The organism is Pseudomonas sp. SG20052 (assembly GCF_031766055.1).
GTDB lineage: Bacteria > Pseudomonadota > Gammaproteobacteria > Pseudomonadales > Pseudomonadaceae > Aquipseudomonas > Aquipseudomonas mandelii.
Map to the genome: position 1 here is coordinate 2017047 of NZ_CP134498.1, position 16792 is coordinate 2033838.

The window sequence follows — 16792 nt, forward strand, 5'->3', positions numbered from 1 at the left end:
TGTGTCGTTCGCAATTTTTATGATCGACACCAGGCCTGTGGGAGCGAGCCTGCTCGCGATGGCGTCATTGAATTTGCGCGAATTTGCGCGTTGACTGCCGCTTCGGACCGGCTCAGGCTGCCTCTGCTTTTTTTGTTGAATTCCCTTCAAAAAGGAGACAGTTAATGCCCTTTGTAACGATTGACGGACAGCCCCTTCACTACATCGATCAAGGCACCGGCCCGGCCGTATTGCTGGCCGGCAGCTACCTGTGGGACCAGGCCATGTGGGCACCGCAGATTGCTGCGTTGTCGCAACACTATCGGGTCATTGCCCTGGACCTGTGGGGCCACGGTGAATCCGGGCCACTTCCCGAAGGCACGAAGTCGCTGGATGACATCGCCCGCCAGGCCTTGGCGCTGCTCGATCATCTGGACGTTGATCGTGTCACGCTGGTCGGTCTGTCGGTCGGTGGCATGTGGGGCGTGCGACTGGCGCTGTCAGCGCCACAGCGGATCAATGGCCTGGTGCTGATGGACACTTACGTCGGCGTCGAGCCGGAACCGACTCGCCAATACTATTTCTCGCTGTTCAAACAGATCGAAGACACCGGCGTGATCGCGCCGCAGTTGCTCGACATCGTGGTGCCGATTTTCTTCCGTCCGGGCATCGATCCACAGTCGGCCCTGTATCAGGATTTTCGCGCGAAACTGGCGGCGTTGCCGTCCGAACGTCTGCGTGAAAGCATTGTGCCGATGGGGCGGATTACGTTTGGGCGGGATGATCTGTTGCCGCGTCTGGGCGAGCTGAACCCTGCCACCACGCTGGTGATGTGTGGCGATCAGGACAAACCGCGGCCGCCGTCGGAAACGAAGGAAATGGCCGGGTTGATTGGCTGCCCGTATGTGCTGGTGCCGGAGGCGGGGCATATCTCCAATCTGGAGAATCCGCCGTTTGTGACGGAGGCGTTGTTGAAGTTTTTAGCCGAGAGAAATTAGTCGATCTTGCTGGCCCCATCGCGAGCAGGCTCGCTCCCACAGGGGAATGCATTCAAATGTGGGAGCGAGCCTGCTCGCGATGGGGCCGGTGTGGTCACAAAGTCTCTGCAGCAAACTACTTGGCCCCGAGAATCTTCATCAACTTGTCCGGCGAAGGCGCGCCTTGCTGCTGTTGCAGCTCGCCCTTGTCGTCCATGTAGAAAATCGCCGGGGTGGCCTGCAGTTCCAGGTCTTCCATCAACTGCATGTTCGCCGCCAATTTCGCCTGAATCGCCGGCGGCACGTCCTTAAGGGCTTTCAGCGAACTGCCCTTGCCGGATTTTTCGTGATCTTCCAGCGCCTTGCTCGGGTCCTTGGCGGCTAGCAGCGCGGCGGATTTGCCCGGGCTGTCTTCGCGAATGATCCCGACCATGATGTGCCGCAGCTGCACTTTGCCGGCATTGACCCACGGCCGAGCCTGTTCCCAGAACATGTTGCAGTAGGGGCAGTTCGGGTCGCTGAACAAGTACACGATGCGTGGCGCATCTTTTTTGCCGTCGGCGATCCAGTTGCTGGCTTCCATCTTGGCCCAGACTTCCTTGGACATCGGCGCGTAGACCAGTTTCTGCAACGGTGCACTGCTCAGGTCGTTGCCCTCGGCGTCGTACAGATTGCCCAGCAGTACATGCTTGCCGTCCGGGGTCAGGTACAGCGCGATACCGCGGTTCTGGTACTGGGCGGCGTAACCGCGCAGCCCGTCGGGTGCGTCGAACTGACCGACGATTTTCGCGCCCTTGGCTTCGATCTTCTTGATCGCTTCAGGCAATTCTTCGGCGGCCTGCACCGACGGCAGGTGCAGCAGCGCTGCGCCCAGAGTCAGCGTCAGCAGGTGGCGGAGGCGGGGCATGGCAGTTTCCTTGAAGAGGTGGCCGGTACGGCAGGAGAAGGGGTGTCGAAGTTTTCCAGGGCGCGGGCCAGGCTGGCATCCGAGAGTTCACCCAAATGGCTGCCCAACAATCGACCGTCGGGGCTATAGAACAGCGTAGTCGGCAATGCCATGGAACCCACGGCCTGACCCAGTCGACCGCTGCCGTCGAACAGCACGTTGGTCAGGCTCAGGCCTTGGGTTTCGAGGAAGGTGCTGACGCTTTGCATGCTTTCGGCCTGATTGACGAACAGGAAGGTCAGGTCCGGACGCTGTTGCTGGGCGTTTTCCAGCACCGGCATTTCCCGGCGGCACGGCGGGCACCAGGTGGCCCAGAGATTGATGACCAGCGGCCCACCCTTGTAGTCCGCCAGTTGCACGGTTTCGCCGGCGGCGTTGCGCAGGGCGATTTCCGGCAGGCGCGTGCCTTGTTCGTAAATACTCAGAGAGAAAGTCGCCAGCAGCCAGAATGCCAACCCGCTGGCCACGCCAAACCCCAGCGGGCGGCGCAGACCCGGTCGGCGCCAACCGCGATACAGCGCGGTGAGCAGCAGCACAATCACCCCGGGCCAGGCGAGGAAACCGCCATCGCGCAGGTCGATGATCTGCCACGGATCGTTGCGATAGTGGGCCCAGTAGGCGCCGACGAACCCGACCCGCGCCGCCAGCATGCCCAGCAAAAAAAGGCTGAACAGCGCCGACTCGGGGTTCTCGCCACCGCGCTTGGCCACCCGCCAGCCGACAAACGTCGCCAGCGCCAGGGCACTGATCAGCAGCAGATGGTTAAGCGCGATGGCAAAAGTGCCGAGGGTAAAGGTCAGCATTAACGGGCCTCTCGGGTGATGGTCCAGCGTTGCAGGAAAGTGTCGGCATCGACCTCGCCGGTGATGCGCTGACTGCGGCGCTCTTGGCCGTCTGCGCCGATCCACAGAAAACTCGGTGGCCCCGGCACTTTATAACGGCCGAGCAGTTCGCGGCTGTCGGCATTGTCGGCGGTGACGTCCAGCCGTAGCAAGCGCACATCGCTCAGCGCTGCCATCACATGGGCTTTGCCGAAGACCTGTTTTTCCATGACCTTGCACGACACACACCAGTCGGCGTAGTAGTCCAGCAGCACCCATTGGCCCTGAGCCTGGGCGGCGTCCAGTTCCTGTTGCAGCGCTTGCGGATTGTTGATCGTGGTGAAGGCCTCATGGCCGGTCGGGCGAGCGGCATTGCCGGAAGAGGCGGAAGCGCTGTAGACCTGCAACGGTTTGAGCAAATCATCACTGCCCCCGGCGGCCCCGATCATCAGCAGACCGCCCCACATCCCGAGCAACAGCGCACTGGCGCCGAACAGATGGGCGACGCGGCCAAAACCTTCCGACTGTTTCCAGGCGCTATAGGCGGCAATCAGCAGCAAGGCGCCACACAAACCGATCCACAGCGATTGATCCAGCACCGGGCGCAGCATCAGCAGGGCGGTGGCGAGGAACAGGAAACCGAACACGCCTTTGAGCAGGTTCATCCAGGCGCCGGGTTTGGGCAGGAAGCGATTGCCCACGGTCACCAGCAACAACAGCGGCACACCGATGCCGATGCCCATTGCGAACAGAATCAGCCCGCCATGCAACGCATTACCGCTTTGTGCGATGTAGAGCAGGGCGCCGGCCAATGGCGCGGTCATGCACGGGCCGACCAGCAGCCCCGACAAGGCCCCGAGCACACCGGCACCGATCAGACTGCCGCCACGCTGATTGCGCGACACATTTTCCAGCCGATCACGCACCGCCACCGGCAGTTGCAGCTCGAAGAAACCGAACATCGGCAACGCCAGCAGGACAAATATCGCCGCGAAGCTGCCCAGCAGCCAGGGGTTCTGCAACAGCGCCTGAAGGTTCGCACCAAGCAGCGCGGCCAGCACACCCATCGCCGCATACACCAGCGCCATGCTCACCACGTAGCTGGTCGCCAGGGCGAAACCGCGTTTGGGCGTGGCGCCGCTGCCGACGATCAACCCGGCCAGTATCGGCAGCATCGGCAACGAGCAAGGGGTGAAGGCCAACAGCAGGCCCAGACCGAAGAACACCAGCAAGCTCCAGCCCAGCGCCCGTTGTTGCAGGCCGCTGGCCAGGGCCTGATCCGGTGCTTCGTTGGTTGCGCCCGCAACGTTGCCACCCAGGTCCACGACCTGGGTTTGCGGCGGATAGCACAATCCGGCATCCGCACACCCCTGGAAGCCCACCTTGATCTGCCCGGTGGCGCCCGCCGGAATCTTCAGCTCCAGGCCTTGGCGATACACCGGTTGTTCGCCGAAGAACTCATCACTGTGCGCTTCACCTTCGGGTAATGGCGGCTGTTGCTCCGAGGGCAACCCCTCGAATTTCAGGCGTTTCTGGTAAAGGTAATAGCCGTCGTTAATTTGCCAAACGAGCTGCGTTTCACCCGATTCAAGGCGCTCGGAAGTAAAGACAAAGGCCTTTTCCACCGGTAAAAATTCAGGTTTGGTATCGAACGGATTGGTCCCTGCCTGGGCCACACCCGAGATCAAGAGAACAAAAAGAAGAAACAGTCGACGCATGGGTAAGCCTTATCCCTGTGCAAGTGAGGTGCACAATGGGAGGCGGCGATTAACCGATGATTAACCGCGAGTCGACAGATTCTCAGTCTCGTAGCAATCCGGGCCAATTCACCTCATTCACCGGGTGCGGGCCAGAATGCATACGATTCATTTGCAGGTTGTAGATGATGTATTCGTTGCCAGTCAGGAAAATGTAGAAATAATTGTCGTCACTATTACTGTCTTTTTGCACGCCGGTAATAATTCGGTCGAGGTAGGGGGACAGTCCGCTCCAGGCGGTCGGGGAGATGGAGGGTTGTTTGTAATAGTTGCTTTTGTAGTTGAATTGGAAGTGCTTTCCGTCGCTCATGATGAACTTAAATATGTGGCCCGTTTCGTTTAGGGTCCACCACGTTACTGCGATGATACGATCGAAATAAGGAAGAATGGGAGCCCATCCAGTATTTTCCACAGGCTTTATATAACTGGCTCTATCGGTGTCTTGATTATACTTGCAGACGGTCGGTGTAGTGCCTTCGTAAAAAAACAACCATGTTGCGTCAGAGTCATAACCTTCAGATTCATTGATCAGATCAGTGGTGGTTAAGCCAAAGCGTAGGTTTTTGGCATGGGCGTGAAAGTCATTCCAATTGCCGTATGAAATATCGCTCGGGTATCCCTTTGGAACTTGCCTGTCGCCAAGGCTGTAACGAGAGTATTTATTGATGTCTTTGAAGAAGAAATGAATTCCATCTTTGCCAGAGCGCCAGTCGACGGTGACAAAGTTTTTCAAGATTGGCATGTTGTTGTTCCTTTCAATAGTTAAACGTTTGTTGGTTGTTCAAGAGCAGGTTTGTGGTCAGGTTGTCATGTTTTTGTGTTGTGAATTAGTTGCGGATTGAGCTTATCGCTTTACGAAAATCAATAAGAGTTTTTTTTGAGGTTGTTTGTGTCGCTTTGCAACTAAGGTGAATGAATAAGTTTGATTTGATTGGGTGACAGAAAGCCGGGCTATTCGTCATCCCTCGCAATTGACATAATTGCGCCTTAATCCACATCTGCTTGACTCGCGTTTTTACTCATGGAGCGCCCATGCACGTACTGGTTTGTGAAGATGATGCGCTGATCGCCAGCGGCATTGTCGCCGGCCTCACCGCACAAGGCCTGACGGTGGAGCACGTCGCCACGGCATCGGCTGCCCGGGCGATGCTCAAGGTGGCTGAGTTCGACGTCATGGTGCTCGACCTTGGTCTTCCCGATGAGGACGGCCTGAAGTTGTTGCAGCAGTTGCGCCACAGTGGCCTGGAGATTCCGGTGCTGATTCTCACGGCGCGGGATTCGGTCACTGACCGCGTCGATGGCTTGCAGGCCGGCGCCGACGATTACCTGCTCAAACCGTTCGACCTGCGTGAACTCGCCGCCCGTCTGCACACCTTGTTGCGACGCGTGGCGGGGCGCAGCGTCAACCTGATCGAACACGGCCGTCTGACCTACGACCCGAGCAGCCGGGAAACCATGCTCGGCGGCCAGTCCGTCGACCTTTCGCGGCGTGAACAGTCGCTGTTGCAAGCCTTGCTGCATAACCGTGGCCGAGTGCTGTCCACCGAACAATTGAAGGACAGCGTCTACGGTTTCAATGACGAACTGGAAAGCAACGCCCTCAACGTGCATATCCATCACCTGCGGCGCAAACTCGGCAATGGCATTGTCGAGACCGTGCGCGGCCTGGGTTATCGCCTGGGACCGGCCGATGGTGGAGAGGAAATGAAAAAGTGATGAGCCTGCGTTTGCGCCTGAGCCTGACGCTCGGCGCCGCTTTTGCGCTGATCTGGGCCCTGGCGGCGGCCTGGATGCTCAGCGACCTGCGCAACCAAATGATGTTTTCCCTCGACCAGCGGCTGGTGGCATCGGCGCGCATGGTCGCCGGCCTGATGGAACAATTGCCCGCGTTGCCGAGCAAGGGCGAGGGCACCCATTTCAGCGCGGAACAACTGAATATTCCGGGTGGCATGGCCTGTCAGGTCAGCTCGTTGCGCGGCGAAATCCTCGCCCGCAGTCACACCGATCCGCAACAAACCCTGGAAGCCGAGAAAATGGGCTTCCACGATCAGATGATCGACGGCGCGCCGTGGCGCAGCTTCACCCTGGCTCGCGGTGATCTGCGCATTACCACGGCGGATCGGCAGATCGAGCGTGAGGCGCTGAACATGTCGATCCTGCTGGCCGCTTCGGTGCCGGTGGGCGTGGCGTTGCTTGGCTGCCTGTGCCTGTTGTGGCTGGGGATTGGCCAGGGGCTGGCGCCGCTCAACCGGATGCGCGATGCCTTGATGCGCCGCAGCGCCGATTCGCTCGAACCCTTGCAGATCCAGCCGCTGCCCAGCGAGCTTCAACCGTTGCTGGACACCCAGAATCAGCTGTTCCAGCGCATCGGCAAGACCATCGAGCGCGAACGCCGCCTGACCGGCGACGCGGCCCACGAATTACGCAGCCCCCTGACCGCAATCAAAACCCATCTGCAAGTGGCGCGCATGACTGATGGCGCGGCCCGGGATCAGTCCCTGGCACGGGCAGAAGAGGGCGCCGACCGCATGCACCGCACGCTGGAGCAATTGCTGCTGCTGGCGCGGGTCGAGGGCAGTTTGTCGTTCGACGACGGGGTGCAATGCAGCGCCGAACAGGTGGCGAAACTGGCGATTCAGGATGCGGCCAGCGGTGATCGTCGGCGGATCAAGCTGCACATGCCAGCGAAGTTCTCCGATGCCCCGGTGCAGATGCCCGCGGTGCTGTCGATCGCCGCATTGCGCAACTTGCTGGACAACGCCCTGCGCCATACCCCGGGCGACGGATCGGTGGAACTGAGCCTGGAAACCACTGGCAGTCGCGCACGCTTTCTGGTCCGCGACCACGGCCCGGGCATTGCCGATGACGACCTGCAACACCTGACCCAACGTTTCTGGCGCAACGGCCAGAGCACCGGCTGCGGATTGGGCCTGGCGATTGTCCAGGCGATTGTTCAGCGGTGCGGTTGCACCCTGCATTTCGACAGCCGGCCGGATGGGTTGCGGGTTGAATTGACCATGCCGCTACAACCCCTCTAACCAACACCGCAACTTCCCCTGTGGGCGTGAGCCTGCTCGCGATGAGGCCATAACATCCAACATCCATGTTGACTGTTACACCGCCATCGCGAGCAGGCTCACTCCCACAAGGGAGGCTGTGTTGCACATCAAATGTAACTTCTCTCTATTAGTCAGCGACTCGCCACAGCGCTATCGTCCCCGGCAGCTTTTTCTCAATGGATTGAGGTAACAGCGCCATGGATGCATCGATTCACATCTGCAAGGCAACCCCCGCCGACGCCGGCATCATCAGTCGGATCGTCGAGCGCTCCATTCGTGTCGGCTGCGCGCTCGACCATCGCAACGACCCGAGAACCGTCGCCACCTGGACCCACAACAAAACCATCGAGCACGTGCAACCGTGGCTGACCGACCAACGGTTGTACCTGAACATCGCCCTGTTGCAGGACAAGCCGGTCGGCGTCGCCATGGCGGCGATCAGTGGCAAGGTCGCGTTCTGCTATGTGCAGCCGGAATGGTTTCGTCGCGGTGCCGGAGAGGCGCTGGTTCACGACCTCGAAGGCTGGTTGATCAATCAGGGACTGGGCCAGGCTCGCCTCAACAGCACCCGCACCAGCGAGGCTTTTTATCGCCATTTGGGGTACCGGCCCTGCGCTGAAATCTTCATCGTGGCCGGGCTCCATGCCATTCCCATGCATAAGGCACTGACACCGCCTTCATAGAAAGCTGATCGAGGGTCTAAATCCTCGGCGCCCTGATGCGTTTCCAGAACAGGAAAACCTTATTGAGGGGTCGAGAGATGTCAGTCGCTACCAGCCTAATGGAAGATCAGTCGGCCCGGATCGCTCCGGCGCCGGTCGAGACGCTGTATCAGTTCAATGAATCGCCGTTGCTGGCCCGTCAAAACCAGCAGGAATCGAATGCCCGCAGTTACCCGCGACGCATTCCCCTGGCGCTCAAGCGCGCCAAGGGCATTTATGTCGAAGACGTCGAAGGTCGCCGTTTCATCGACTGCCTGGCGGGTGCCGGGACATTGGCCCTGGGGCACAACCATGCGGTGGTGATCGAAGCGATCCAGCAAGTGCTGAGCGATGAGTTGCCGCTGCACACCCTCGACCTGACCACGCCGGTCAAGGATCAATTCGTCCAGGACCTGTTCGGTTTGCTGCCGGCGGCGTTGGCTGCTGAAGCCAAGATCCAGTTCTGCGGCCCCACCGGCACCGACGCGGTGGAAGCCGCCCTGAAACTGGTGCGCACCGCCACCGGACGCAGCACCGTGTTGTCATTCCAGGGCGGTTATCACGGCATGAGCCAGGGCGCGCTGAGCCTGATGGGCAGCCTGGGGCCGAAAAAGCCGCTGGGCGCCTTGCTCAGCAACGGCGTGCAGTTCATGCCGTATCCCTACGACTACCGCTGCCCGTTCGGCCTCGGCGGTGCGCAAGGGGTGAAGGTCAACCTGAGCTACCTGGAAAACCTGCTCAATGATCCAGAGGCCGGCGTGCAATTGCCGGCGGCGGTGATCGTCGAAGCGGTGCAGGGCGAGGGCGGGGTGATCCCGGCCGATCTCGATTGGCTGCGCGGCCTGCGGCGCATCACCGAACAGGCCGGCGTGGCGCTGATCTTCGATGAAATCCAGAGCGGTTTCGCTCGCACCGGCAAGATGTTCGCCTTCGAGCACGCGGGGATCATTCCGGACGTGGTGGTCATGTCCAAAGCCATCGGCGGCAGTCTGCCACTCGCCGTCGTGGTTTACCGCGACTGGCTCGACACCTGGCTGCCGGGCGCTCATGCCGGGACTTTCCGCGGTAATCAGATGGCCATGGCGGCGGGTTCTGCGGTGATGCGTTACCTGACCGAACACAAGGTCTGCGAGCACGCTGCCGCCATGGGCGAGCGCCTGAGCGAGCACCTGCGCATTCTGCAGCGGGACTTCCCGCAATTGGGCGACATTCGCGGGCGCGGCTTGATGCTCGGCGTTGAGCTGGTCGATCCGACGGGTGCGCCCGATGCATTGGGGCATCCGCCGATCTTCGGTCGCCTGGCGCCGCTGGTGCAGCGTGAATGCCTCAAGCGCGGGCTGATTCTTGAGCTGGGTGGGCGTCACGGCGGCGTGGTGCGTTTCCTGCCGCCGCTGGTGATTACCTCCGCAGAAATCGATCGGGTGGCCGAGATTTTCGGCCGGGCCATGGCCGCAGCCACCGCCAGCCTCTAAATTTTTTGCGCCGCGCAACGTTCCTTCTACATACCGGCTGCGCACGCCGCGCAGCCCACCCTACAGCGATGGAGACACAGCATGACGTCAGTATTCGACCGCGAGGACATCCTCTTTCAGGTCGTGGTCAACCACGAAGAGCAATACTCGATCTGGCCCGACTACAAAGCGGTGCCTGCCGGCTGGCGCACCGTGGGCAAGAGCGGCCTGAAAAAGGAATGCCTGGCCTACATCGAAGAAACCTGGACCGACATGCGTCCGTTGAGCTTGCGTCAGAAGATGGACGAGCAGGCGGCGGTGGCTAACTAAGGCACGACGCAAAAGGAAGCCCGCTGGACTGGTGGCAGTCAGCGGGCTTTTTCATGTCTGGAATGTGTCTCGCCTGTCAGGCCGCCTTCGCGAGCAGGCTCGCTCCTGCATTGGATCTATGGCGTGACACAAATCCCCTGTGGGATCGAGCCTGCTCGCGATGAACGATAACGTGGACTCACTGACGTTAAACCCCGCTCAACCCCTTGATCACCCGATCCACATTCCCTTCCAGCTCAGCCACCGGATCCGCCGCGTCGACACTCAACACCACCAGCCGACTGCCTGCCTCTGCGATCACCGCTTCCACCGCCTCAGACGGCTGGCGATGATGCAACACCACCGCCACATCATTGTCCTTCAGCGTCGCGCCCAATTGCTTGAGTGCTTCAGGTGTCCACTCGGCGTCCGGCCGTGCATCGAGGCCGATCAGCTCCAGATTCAACCCGCCGATCAAGTAGCCGAAGTGATCGCTCAGGCTCATTACAGTGAGGTTATCGGCACTGGCCAATCGCGCTTCGCTGTCCGCGCTGAGCTTGAGCAAGCGCTGTTTCAGTGCCGCCAGGTTAGCCTCGATCGCAGGCTTGGCCTCGGGCGCCAGGCGCACCAGGTCCGCCGCCATCACATCCGCCATCCGCCCCATGTTGTTGCTGGAAAGCCACGGCTGGCTGTTCAAGCCGTCGACCTTATTGCCCGGCTGCACGGCGATGCCAGGCAGGGCGCCGTCCACCGGGCGGGCGGCGTCGACTTCAACGATACGAATGTTGCTGCGCCGGGCAATCGGGTACAGCGGATCGTCTGCCCACAGTGAGCGCAGACCGATCACCGCATCGGCGTCGGTCGCCAGTCTGGCCAGCGCCGGAGCGCCACGACCGGTGAAGTACGCGGTCTGACGGCTGCCCGGCAGGTTCGTCGGCGCAGCACGTTCAAGGGTGACGTCGGTGCCCTTGAGCAAGACTTCACCCAGCCCGTAAGTGATCGGCAAGGACGCCAGCACGCGCAGGGGTTTTGTGTCCGCTGCAAAGGGGGTAGTGACCAGCCCGCACAGGGCGACGGCAAGGGTCAGTTGACGCAGAGAAAAAGACATTTATCCGATATTCCCTTTCAGGCTTGGGACAACACCACGGGCGATGGCGGCGAGGGCGAAGGCGATACCGGCGACCAGAATGATCGCGGCACCGGACGGAATGGGCAGGTCGAAGACGATCGGCGCGAGGATCCCGCACAGCGTGCTGACCGTGGCGATCAGCACCGAGCACCAGAAGAAACCCTTCAGCGACTGGCTGAGCAAGCGTGCCGCTGCGGCGGGAATCACCAGCAGCGCACCGACCAGAATCGCGCCGATGACTTTCACTGCGGCCACGGTGATCAGGGTCACCAGAATCACAAACAGATAATCCAGGGTCTTCACCGCCACACCACGAACCGCCGCCAGCTGCGGGTTGAAACTGGCCAGCATGATGCGGTTGTACAGCGGCAAGGCCAGCGCCATGACCAGCGAACCGACGATGGCCAGCACCAGCAGATCGTTACCGTTGACCGTCAGCACCGAACCGAACAGCACGTTTTCGAGGATGTGCACGTTGATCTTGCCCGCCAGGATCAGCAGCAGGCTCGCGCCCAGGGCCAACGACACCGAGAGGAACACACCGATCAACGTATCCGGCGCCAGCCCGGTGCGGTTGCGCAGGTAGTTGAGCAGGATGCCGAACAGCAGGCAGTAACCGAACAGGCTGCCGTAAGGCCCGGTGTAAGGTTCGCCGAGCAGGATGCCGACGGCCACGCCGGTCAATGCCGCGTGACCCACCGCTTCGGAGAAAAACGCGAAGCGCTTGACCACCACCAGCGTGCCCAGACCGCCCAGCACCGGCCCGATCAGCAAACCGGCGAGCAGGGCGTTGACCACAAAACCATAGGCCAGCGCTTCAGGCAGATAACCCGAAGACGCCCAACCCTGAACCATCAAGCGAAAGGCTTCATAACTCATCAGGCAGCGCTCCGTGGATGGGTCGAGAACAGGGTCAGCAGGCGTTCCGGGGTCAGCGCCTGTTTCGGCGTGGCATCGAACAGCACCCGACGATTGAGTCCGGTCACCCGGTCGGCCAGACGCCCGACGGCTTCCAGATCATGCTCGATCCATAACACGGTGATGCCGCTCTGGCGCCAGTCGCCGAGCAATCGCTCGAACACCTGGATACCGGCCTCATCGAGGGCCGACATCGGCTCGTCGAGCACCAGCAACTGCGGCGCCGGGATCAAGCCTTGAGCGAGCAACACGCGCTGACGCTCCCCACCGGACAACGCGCCCATGCGCCGCTTGCGCTTGTCCTGCAGGCCGACCCGTTCCAGCGCTTCACCAATCGCGGCTGCGTAATGCTTGCTCACACCGAGGAACGCCGGACGACGCTGACACATCGCGGCCATGAAATCGTCGACGGTCATGGGCAGGCCGCGGTCGAATTCCAGCGCCTGAGGCACATAACCGATGGTCCCGGGTGTGCCCGGCCATTGCAGGCTCAAGCGACCTTGATGTGGCATCTGTCCGAGCAGAGTCTTGATCAGCGAGCTCTTGCCGCCACCGTTCGGGCCGACCAGCGCATGCACGCTGCCGGGCTGGACCTGGAAGGTCACGTTGTCGAGGATCGTCGTGCGCCCCAGCGTCAAACTGACCTGCGCAAAATCCAGCGTCGGCCCCGAAACCTGTGGGAGTGACGGCGCGACGATTCGACCTGCTCGCGATTGCGGTGGGTCATTTAGCGATGATGTCGAATGACTGGACACCTTCGCGGGCGTGGTCGCTCCCGCACCCACAGGCGACTCGCTGATGGTTTCTTTCGCCGTCATTTCCCCGACTCCTGAATCGCCCGAACCACGGTGTCGAGGTTGCCGGTCATTTCCTTTTCGTACTTGTCGGCGGTGTATTCGCCATAGGAAATGTGCGACAGCGGGTACAGCTTCACCCCGGACTCACGCTGGATGGTGTCGACGTAGCTGGACGGGAAATCCATCTCGGAGAAGATCACCTTCACGTCCAGTTCCCGCAGTTGATCGATGGTCTTTTTCAGCTGGCTTGGGCTCGGCTCGATGCCGTGGGCCGGCTCGACCACGGCGGTCACTTCGAGGCCGAATTCGCGCAGCAGGTAGTCATAAGCCGCGTGCACCGTGGCCACTCGCAGTTCGGCGTTCGGTGCCTGGGTCAGTTTCGCCAGGGCGTCGGCGCGCATTTGCCGCAGGCGCTTGCCGTAGGCGCGGGCGTTCTGGGTGTAGGTCTTGGCATTGGCCGGGTCGAGCTTGCCCAGTTCCCGGGCAATGTTGTTGACCTGGGCAATGGAGGCGCTGATCGACAGGAAGGTGTGCGGGTTCACCACCTTGCCGGCCCCGCGTGCGGCGGTGCCGGTGGCCGCCAGCAGCGACACGTTTTCGTTGGCTTCGATCACCGGGACGTTCGGCGTTTCGCTGGCGGCGATCATGCGGTCGGCGAAGTCGTCATGACCGACGCCATTGAGTACGACCACGTCGAGCCCGCTGATGCGCTTGATGTCTTCGGCGCGGGGCTCATAGGCGTGCGGGTTGAAACCGGCCGGAATCAGCGGCACCACTTCGGCCTTGTCACCGACAATGTTGGCCACGTAGCTGTAATAAGGGTGCAGGGTAATGCCGATGCGCAGGCGCTTGGCATCCTCGGCGCTGGCCAGTGGCGTCAGCAACAAGGCAAGCAAGCCGACCAGCAGCGGGCGCAGGAATGAGCGTTGAGATGAAATAGGCATGGGAAAGCGGTCTTCTCTCGGGTGAAGGCGAGGGTTCAGTGCCGGTGCTGGCGGGTCACGCCGGCATCGAATTGCGCGACGATCTGCTGCCAGCCGGCGCTTTCGAGCGCGGCGTCAGTGAGATCGGTCGGGGCCGCGAGGGCTTTGTCGCGATTGAGCCAGACGTCAGGGGCATCGTCGCCAGCAGTCAGGCGCATCAGAAACGAACCGGCCACGGCGGGCGTCTGGCTTTGACCGAAATAGGCCTTGGCGTCGAGCAGCTGCCAGGCATGGCCGCCACGGCTGACGGAACTGGCGTCCTGGGCAAATGGTGCAAAGCCTTCATCGGCAAGCGTTGCGGGCGTCGGCAGCGCTTGCTGTTCCTGACGCAGCAGATGAATCTCGTCCAGCGTTACCCGCAGGTCGGCATAGATGCCTTGCTCGGATGCGCTCAGATCGCGACGGGCATCCAACTGATGGCTGCCTACGCTGCTGACTTCCTGAGGCTCATGGCGCCAGGCGACGACCGAACCGGCTATCGCCAGGATCATCAGGCACAACAGCAACACATACAGGGTTTCATGGCCGGCACCTGCCGGGCGGACGACGTGCGTGGTAGGCGTACTCATGGGGCTTCGATGTCCGCTTGGTCGATCTCGACGACGTGGCCGGGGCCTGCGTCGAACAACACGTAGAATTCGGCACCGGGCTTCTTGAAAGTCAGGGTCGAATCGGCGCCGAGCTTGCCCGGTACCAGGATGGTTTCGTCGTAGCCGATCACATCCAGCGTCACCCCCGGTGCGCCGCTGCCGTCGGAGAAACCGCCCGTGCATTTGATTTGTTCGGCGTCGATGGCTTTGCATTCGCACATCGGGTTGTGGGCCAGGGCGCTGGCGCTGAACCCGGCGCATAGCACCAGTAAAACCGCGTTTAGAGAACGTAGCATCATGGTTTGCCTCCTTGTTTGTTCAGCCACGCGAGGGTGGCGGGGGATGCCTGGCTCAGGGGGATCGACGCTTGATGCATCGCGCCGTCCCAGCCTTCCATGGTGATCCACAGTTCGGCGTCGGCTTTGGTCTTTTCGGGGATCGGCAGCATCGCGCCCATGCGGTACGGCGTGCCGAAGAAAATCACCCCGGCGGCGCGCAGGCTGCGGGGTTTGCCGATGCGCAGATACGTCGCCTTGACCTGGTCGCGGCAGCTGTCGCACAGCGCCGCGTTGAAGCTCTTCATGTGGCCGGCCGGGCCATCGAGGGTCGGGGCTTCGTTGCGCAACTCGGCGAGGCGCAGGCTCCAGGGCCCGACCTGCACTTCACCGATTTCCCGCTCACCCAGGCCGGTGTCGCCGCGAAACAGCGCCGCGTCGGCAAAGTATTTGGGCATGAACCCCAGCGGCACCAGCAGCAGCAGAACGTTGATGTGGAAGCGCCATTTGTGCCAGAAGCGGCTCAGTTTCGAGGCTGGTTTTTCAGCGGTGAACAGGCTCATTGGCTGACCTCCGTGGTTTCGCGGCGATCGACAGCGGCGGTGCGAGGACGTTTGTCTTTGCGCTTGAGGGCATTGGCCGTGGCCAGGGCGGTGCGCTTGGTCCAGATCAGCAGGCCGCTAAGGACCATCATGCTCAGGATCAAACCGAAGAAGAACCAGATCAGCTTGATCCAGAGGCCGCCGAAATCACCGGTGTGCAGCGGCCGCATGGATTCGGTCACCAACTCCAGGCCGGATCGGTCGGACAGCAGGCGGGTGGCGGCGATATCGCCGGTGTACGGGTTGATCTCGGCAGTCTGGAACATCAACGGATACCAACTGCGACCGCCCACCGTGAGGTAGCTATAGGCGTTGGCGGGCAGGCTGACGAAGCTGTCTTCCAGACCCGGGATGCGTTCCTTGGCCTGGGCAATCGCGGCTTCCAGGCTGATCATCGGCGCTGGCGAGCCATCGGTGCTCACCGGCACGCTCTCACGTGGAACCACCAAGGCCACCGGCGCGGTGGAGATCGACACCTGGTTATCGAACATGAACGCCTGGATGAGGAACCAGGTGCTGGTGATGGAAATCACCGCGATGAACCAGATCGACCAGATGCCGCTCAGGCGGTGAAAGTCGCCCCAGAAAATCCGCGCGCCATGACGGATGCGTAACGTCGGTCTAAAGAAACCTTTCCAGAAGCGCTTGTAGACCACCAGCCCGGTCACCAAAGACGCCAGCAAAGGCAAGCTCAGGAACGACACCAGGTACCAGCCCCAGCTGTAACCGTTGGTGAACGGCACCAGCCACCAGCCATGCAATGCACGGGTGAAGGCCTGGAAATTGAATGGCGGGGCGGCGCCCTGAATCACGCCGCTGTACGGGTTGACGTAAACCTTCACCGAGCGCCCGTCGGGGTAGCTGACATCGACATCGAGCGCGAAGTGCGACTCGTCGGGCCGGCTGATGGCCTCGACCAGGGTGTTCGGTTCCGCCTTCTTGATGGCGGCGACGATCTGGTCATAACTGAGCAGCGGTGCGTCGTCGGTGGGTTGGCTGGCGCGCATCTGCGGGTTGGCCAGCCAGACAATTTCCTGACTGACCACCGCCAGTGTGCCGGTGACACAGACGATCAGTACGAAAAACCAGATCGGCAAGGCCAGCCAGCTATGGACCAGAAACCAGAGTTTGGAGCGGGATTTCTTCGACATGATTAAAGGTCTTGTATCGATGGGAAGGCCTCTGCTGCGGGCTTCCCAGCGATGAGGTCCATGAAAAGTCGTCCGTGGCTTTTGCCTACGCGGACTGACTGCATCTATATAGGACGGATGAGGAACGGAAATCCCGAACGACAATGTGAAAGAAAATGTTTCGCGTTCCGGTCGGCGCGCAGACAACCCCTGTAGGAGCGAGCCTGCTCGCGATAGCGATCGTTCAGCCCGCTTCAACGTAACTGGCACACCGCTATCGCGAGCAGGCTCACTCCTACCGGGGGGGAACCGATCCAACACGAACCATGGTTCACGGGATCACTGTCCGGCCATTGATGGCGATGTCC

At 61.2% G+C, this 16792-nt stretch carries 18 protein-coding genes; 6 read left to right on the top strand and 12 right to left on the bottom strand.

Annotated elements, in window-relative coordinates:
- The first annotated feature begins 164 nt into the window (after positions 1–164).
- Positions 165–977 (top strand): alpha/beta fold hydrolase, encoded by an 813-nt coding sequence (locus RHP74_RS09175; RefSeq protein WP_077747891.1) that lies wholly within the window; start codon positions 165–167, stop codon positions 975–977.
- A gap of 115 nt (positions 978–1092) precedes the next feature.
- Here the strand turns inward: RHP74_RS09175 and dsbG are convergent, their stop codons facing one another.
- From dsbG to RHP74_RS09195, 4 genes are all read right to left on the bottom strand, one after another.
- A complete protein-coding gene (gene dsbG, locus RHP74_RS09180) occupies positions 1093–1863 on the bottom strand; it encodes a thiol:disulfide interchange protein DsbG (RefSeq protein WP_311099010.1) in 771 nt (256 codons plus the stop codon).
- A complete protein-coding gene (locus tag RHP74_RS09185; RefSeq protein ID WP_077747889.1) occupies positions 1839–2705 on the bottom strand; it encodes a TlpA disulfide reductase family protein in 867 nt (288 codons plus the stop codon). Before RHP74_RS09185 ends, dsbG begins: the two co-directional genes overlap by 25 nt.
- Positions 2705–4441 carry a protein-disulfide reductase DsbD gene (gene dsbD / locus RHP74_RS09190; protein WP_311099013.1) on the bottom strand — a complete coding sequence of 579 codons (1737 nt, stop codon included), beginning with the start codon at positions 4439–4441 and terminating at the stop codon, positions 2705–2707. The genes RHP74_RS09185 and dsbD overlap by 1 nt, the downstream gene beginning before the upstream one ends.
- Before the next feature lie 82 nt (positions 4442–4523).
- The gene (locus RHP74_RS09195) at positions 4524–5222 is read right to left on the bottom strand and encodes a hypothetical protein (RefSeq protein WP_311099015.1); all 699 of its coding nucleotides are present in this window, start codon (positions 5220–5222) and stop codon (positions 4524–4526) included.
- Positions 5223–5512: 290 nt separating this feature from the next.
- Between RHP74_RS09195 and RHP74_RS09200 the strand changes: the two genes are divergently transcribed.
- From RHP74_RS09200 to RHP74_RS09220, 5 genes are all read left to right on the top strand, one after another.
- Positions 5513–6196, top strand: a complete 684-nt coding sequence (locus RHP74_RS09200; RefSeq protein WP_311099017.1) for a response regulator — start codon at positions 5513–5515, stop codon at positions 6194–6196.
- Positions 6193–7518, top strand: coding sequence for an ATP-binding protein (locus tag RHP74_RS09205; protein WP_077747886.1), 1326 nt, complete (start codon positions 6193–6195; stop codon positions 7516–7518). The genes RHP74_RS09200 and RHP74_RS09205 overlap by 4 nt, the downstream gene beginning before the upstream one ends.
- Positions 7519–7736: 218 nt before the next feature.
- Positions 7737–8222: a GNAT family N-acetyltransferase gene (locus tag RHP74_RS09210; protein WP_010461187.1), complete on the top strand. Its 486-nt coding sequence runs from the start codon at positions 7737–7739 to the stop codon at positions 8220–8222.
- A gap of 77 nt (positions 8223–8299) precedes the next feature.
- Complete coding sequence (locus RHP74_RS09215; protein ID WP_311099021.1) at positions 8300–9712, top strand: aspartate aminotransferase family protein; 1413 nt, start codon at positions 8300–8302, stop codon at positions 9710–9712.
- Positions 9713–9793: 81 nt separating this feature from the next.
- On the top strand, positions 9794–10021 hold the full coding sequence (locus RHP74_RS09220) for an MbtH family protein (RefSeq protein WP_010461182.1): 228 nt from the start codon (positions 9794–9796) through the stop codon (positions 10019–10021).
- Between the two features lie 187 nt (positions 10022–10208).
- Here the strand turns inward: RHP74_RS09220 and RHP74_RS09225 are convergent, their stop codons facing one another.
- From RHP74_RS09225 to RHP74_RS09260, 8 genes are read right to left on the bottom strand one after another with little or no spacing between them, the layout of a single operon-like run.
- Positions 10209–11108 (bottom strand): metal ABC transporter solute-binding protein, Zn/Mn family, encoded by a 900-nt coding sequence (locus tag RHP74_RS09225; RefSeq protein ID WP_311099023.1) that lies wholly within the window; start codon positions 11106–11108, stop codon positions 10209–10211.
- A complete protein-coding gene (locus RHP74_RS09230; protein WP_010461179.1) occupies positions 11109–12008 on the bottom strand; it encodes a metal ABC transporter permease in 900 nt (299 codons plus the stop codon).
- Positions 12008–12865, bottom strand: coding sequence for a metal ABC transporter ATP-binding protein (locus RHP74_RS09235; protein ID WP_311099025.1), 858 nt, complete (start codon positions 12863–12865; stop codon positions 12008–12010). The genes RHP74_RS09230 and RHP74_RS09235 overlap by 1 nt, the downstream gene beginning before the upstream one ends.
- Positions 12862–13788 carry a metal ABC transporter solute-binding protein, Zn/Mn family gene (locus tag RHP74_RS09240; RefSeq protein WP_311099026.1) on the bottom strand — a complete coding sequence of 309 codons (927 nt, stop codon included), beginning with the start codon at positions 13786–13788 and terminating at the stop codon, positions 12862–12864. The genes RHP74_RS09235 and RHP74_RS09240 overlap by 4 nt, the downstream gene beginning before the upstream one ends.
- Before the next feature lie 35 nt (positions 13789–13823).
- Positions 13824–14396, bottom strand: coding sequence for a DUF6162 family protein (locus RHP74_RS09245; protein ID WP_311099028.1), 573 nt, complete (start codon positions 14394–14396; stop codon positions 13824–13826).
- Positions 14393–14716, bottom strand: coding sequence for a hypothetical protein (locus RHP74_RS09250; protein ID WP_010461170.1), 324 nt, complete (start codon positions 14714–14716; stop codon positions 14393–14395). Before RHP74_RS09250 ends, RHP74_RS09245 begins: the two co-directional genes overlap by 4 nt.
- On the bottom strand, positions 14713–15255 hold the full coding sequence (locus RHP74_RS09255) for a hypothetical protein (RefSeq protein ID WP_010461169.1): 543 nt from the start codon (positions 15253–15255) through the stop codon (positions 14713–14715). Before RHP74_RS09255 ends, RHP74_RS09250 begins: the two co-directional genes overlap by 4 nt.
- The gene (locus RHP74_RS09260; RefSeq protein WP_010461167.1) at positions 15252–16445 is read right to left on the bottom strand and encodes a PepSY domain-containing protein; all 1194 of its coding nucleotides are present in this window, start codon (positions 16443–16445) and stop codon (positions 15252–15254) included. Before RHP74_RS09260 ends, RHP74_RS09255 begins: the two co-directional genes overlap by 4 nt.
- Positions 16446–16792 lie beyond the last annotated feature (347 nt).

Coding starts and splice junctions, on each gene's coding strand:
- RHP74_RS09185 (WP_077747889.1), bottom strand. CDS start 2,705: ATGCTGACCTTTACCCTCGGCACTTTTGCCATCGCGCTTAACCATCTG.
- RHP74_RS09215 (WP_311099021.1), top strand. CDS start 8,300: ATGTCAGTCGCTACCAGCCTAATGGAAGATCAGTCGGCCCGGATCGCT.
- RHP74_RS09175 (WP_077747891.1), top strand. CDS start 165: ATGCCCTTTGTAACGATTGACGGACAGCCCCTTCACTACATCGATCAA.
- RHP74_RS09245 (WP_311099028.1), bottom strand. CDS start 14,396: ATGAGTACGCCTACCACGCACGTCGTCCGCCCGGCAGGTGCCGGCCAT.
- RHP74_RS09200 (WP_311099017.1), top strand. CDS start 5,513: ATGCACGTACTGGTTTGTGAAGATGATGCGCTGATCGCCAGCGGCATT.
- RHP74_RS09235 (WP_311099025.1), bottom strand. CDS start 12,865: ATGACGGCGAAAGAAACCATCAGCGAGTCGCCTGTGGGTGCGGGAGCG.
- RHP74_RS09255 (WP_010461169.1), bottom strand. CDS start 15,255: ATGAGCCTGTTCACCGCTGAAAAACCAGCCTCGAAACTGAGCCGCTTC.
- RHP74_RS09240 (WP_311099026.1), bottom strand. CDS start 13,788: ATGCCTATTTCATCTCAACGCTCATTCCTGCGCCCGCTGCTGGTCGGC.
- RHP74_RS09230 (WP_010461179.1), bottom strand. CDS start 12,008: ATGAGTTATGAAGCCTTTCGCTTGATGGTTCAGGGTTGGGCGTCTTCG.
- RHP74_RS09195 (WP_311099015.1), bottom strand. CDS start 5,222: ATGCCAATCTTGAAAAACTTTGTCACCGTCGACTGGCGCTCTGGCAAA.
- RHP74_RS09210 (WP_010461187.1), top strand. CDS start 7,737: ATGGATGCATCGATTCACATCTGCAAGGCAACCCCCGCCGACGCCGGC.
- dsbD (WP_311099013.1), bottom strand. CDS start 4,441: ATGCGTCGACTGTTTCTTCTTTTTGTTCTCTTGATCTCGGGTGTGGCC.
- RHP74_RS09260 (WP_010461167.1), bottom strand. CDS start 16,445: ATGTCGAAGAAATCCCGCTCCAAACTCTGGTTTCTGGTCCATAGCTGG.
- dsbG (WP_311099010.1), bottom strand. CDS start 1,863: ATGCCCCGCCTCCGCCACCTGCTGACGCTGACTCTGGGCGCAGCGCTG.
- RHP74_RS09220 (WP_010461182.1), top strand. CDS start 9,794: ATGACGTCAGTATTCGACCGCGAGGACATCCTCTTTCAGGTCGTGGTC.
- RHP74_RS09250 (WP_010461170.1), bottom strand. CDS start 14,716: ATGATGCTACGTTCTCTAAACGCGGTTTTACTGGTGCTATGCGCCGGG.
- RHP74_RS09225 (WP_311099023.1), bottom strand. CDS start 11,108: ATGTCTTTTTCTCTGCGTCAACTGACCCTTGCCGTCGCCCTGTGCGGG.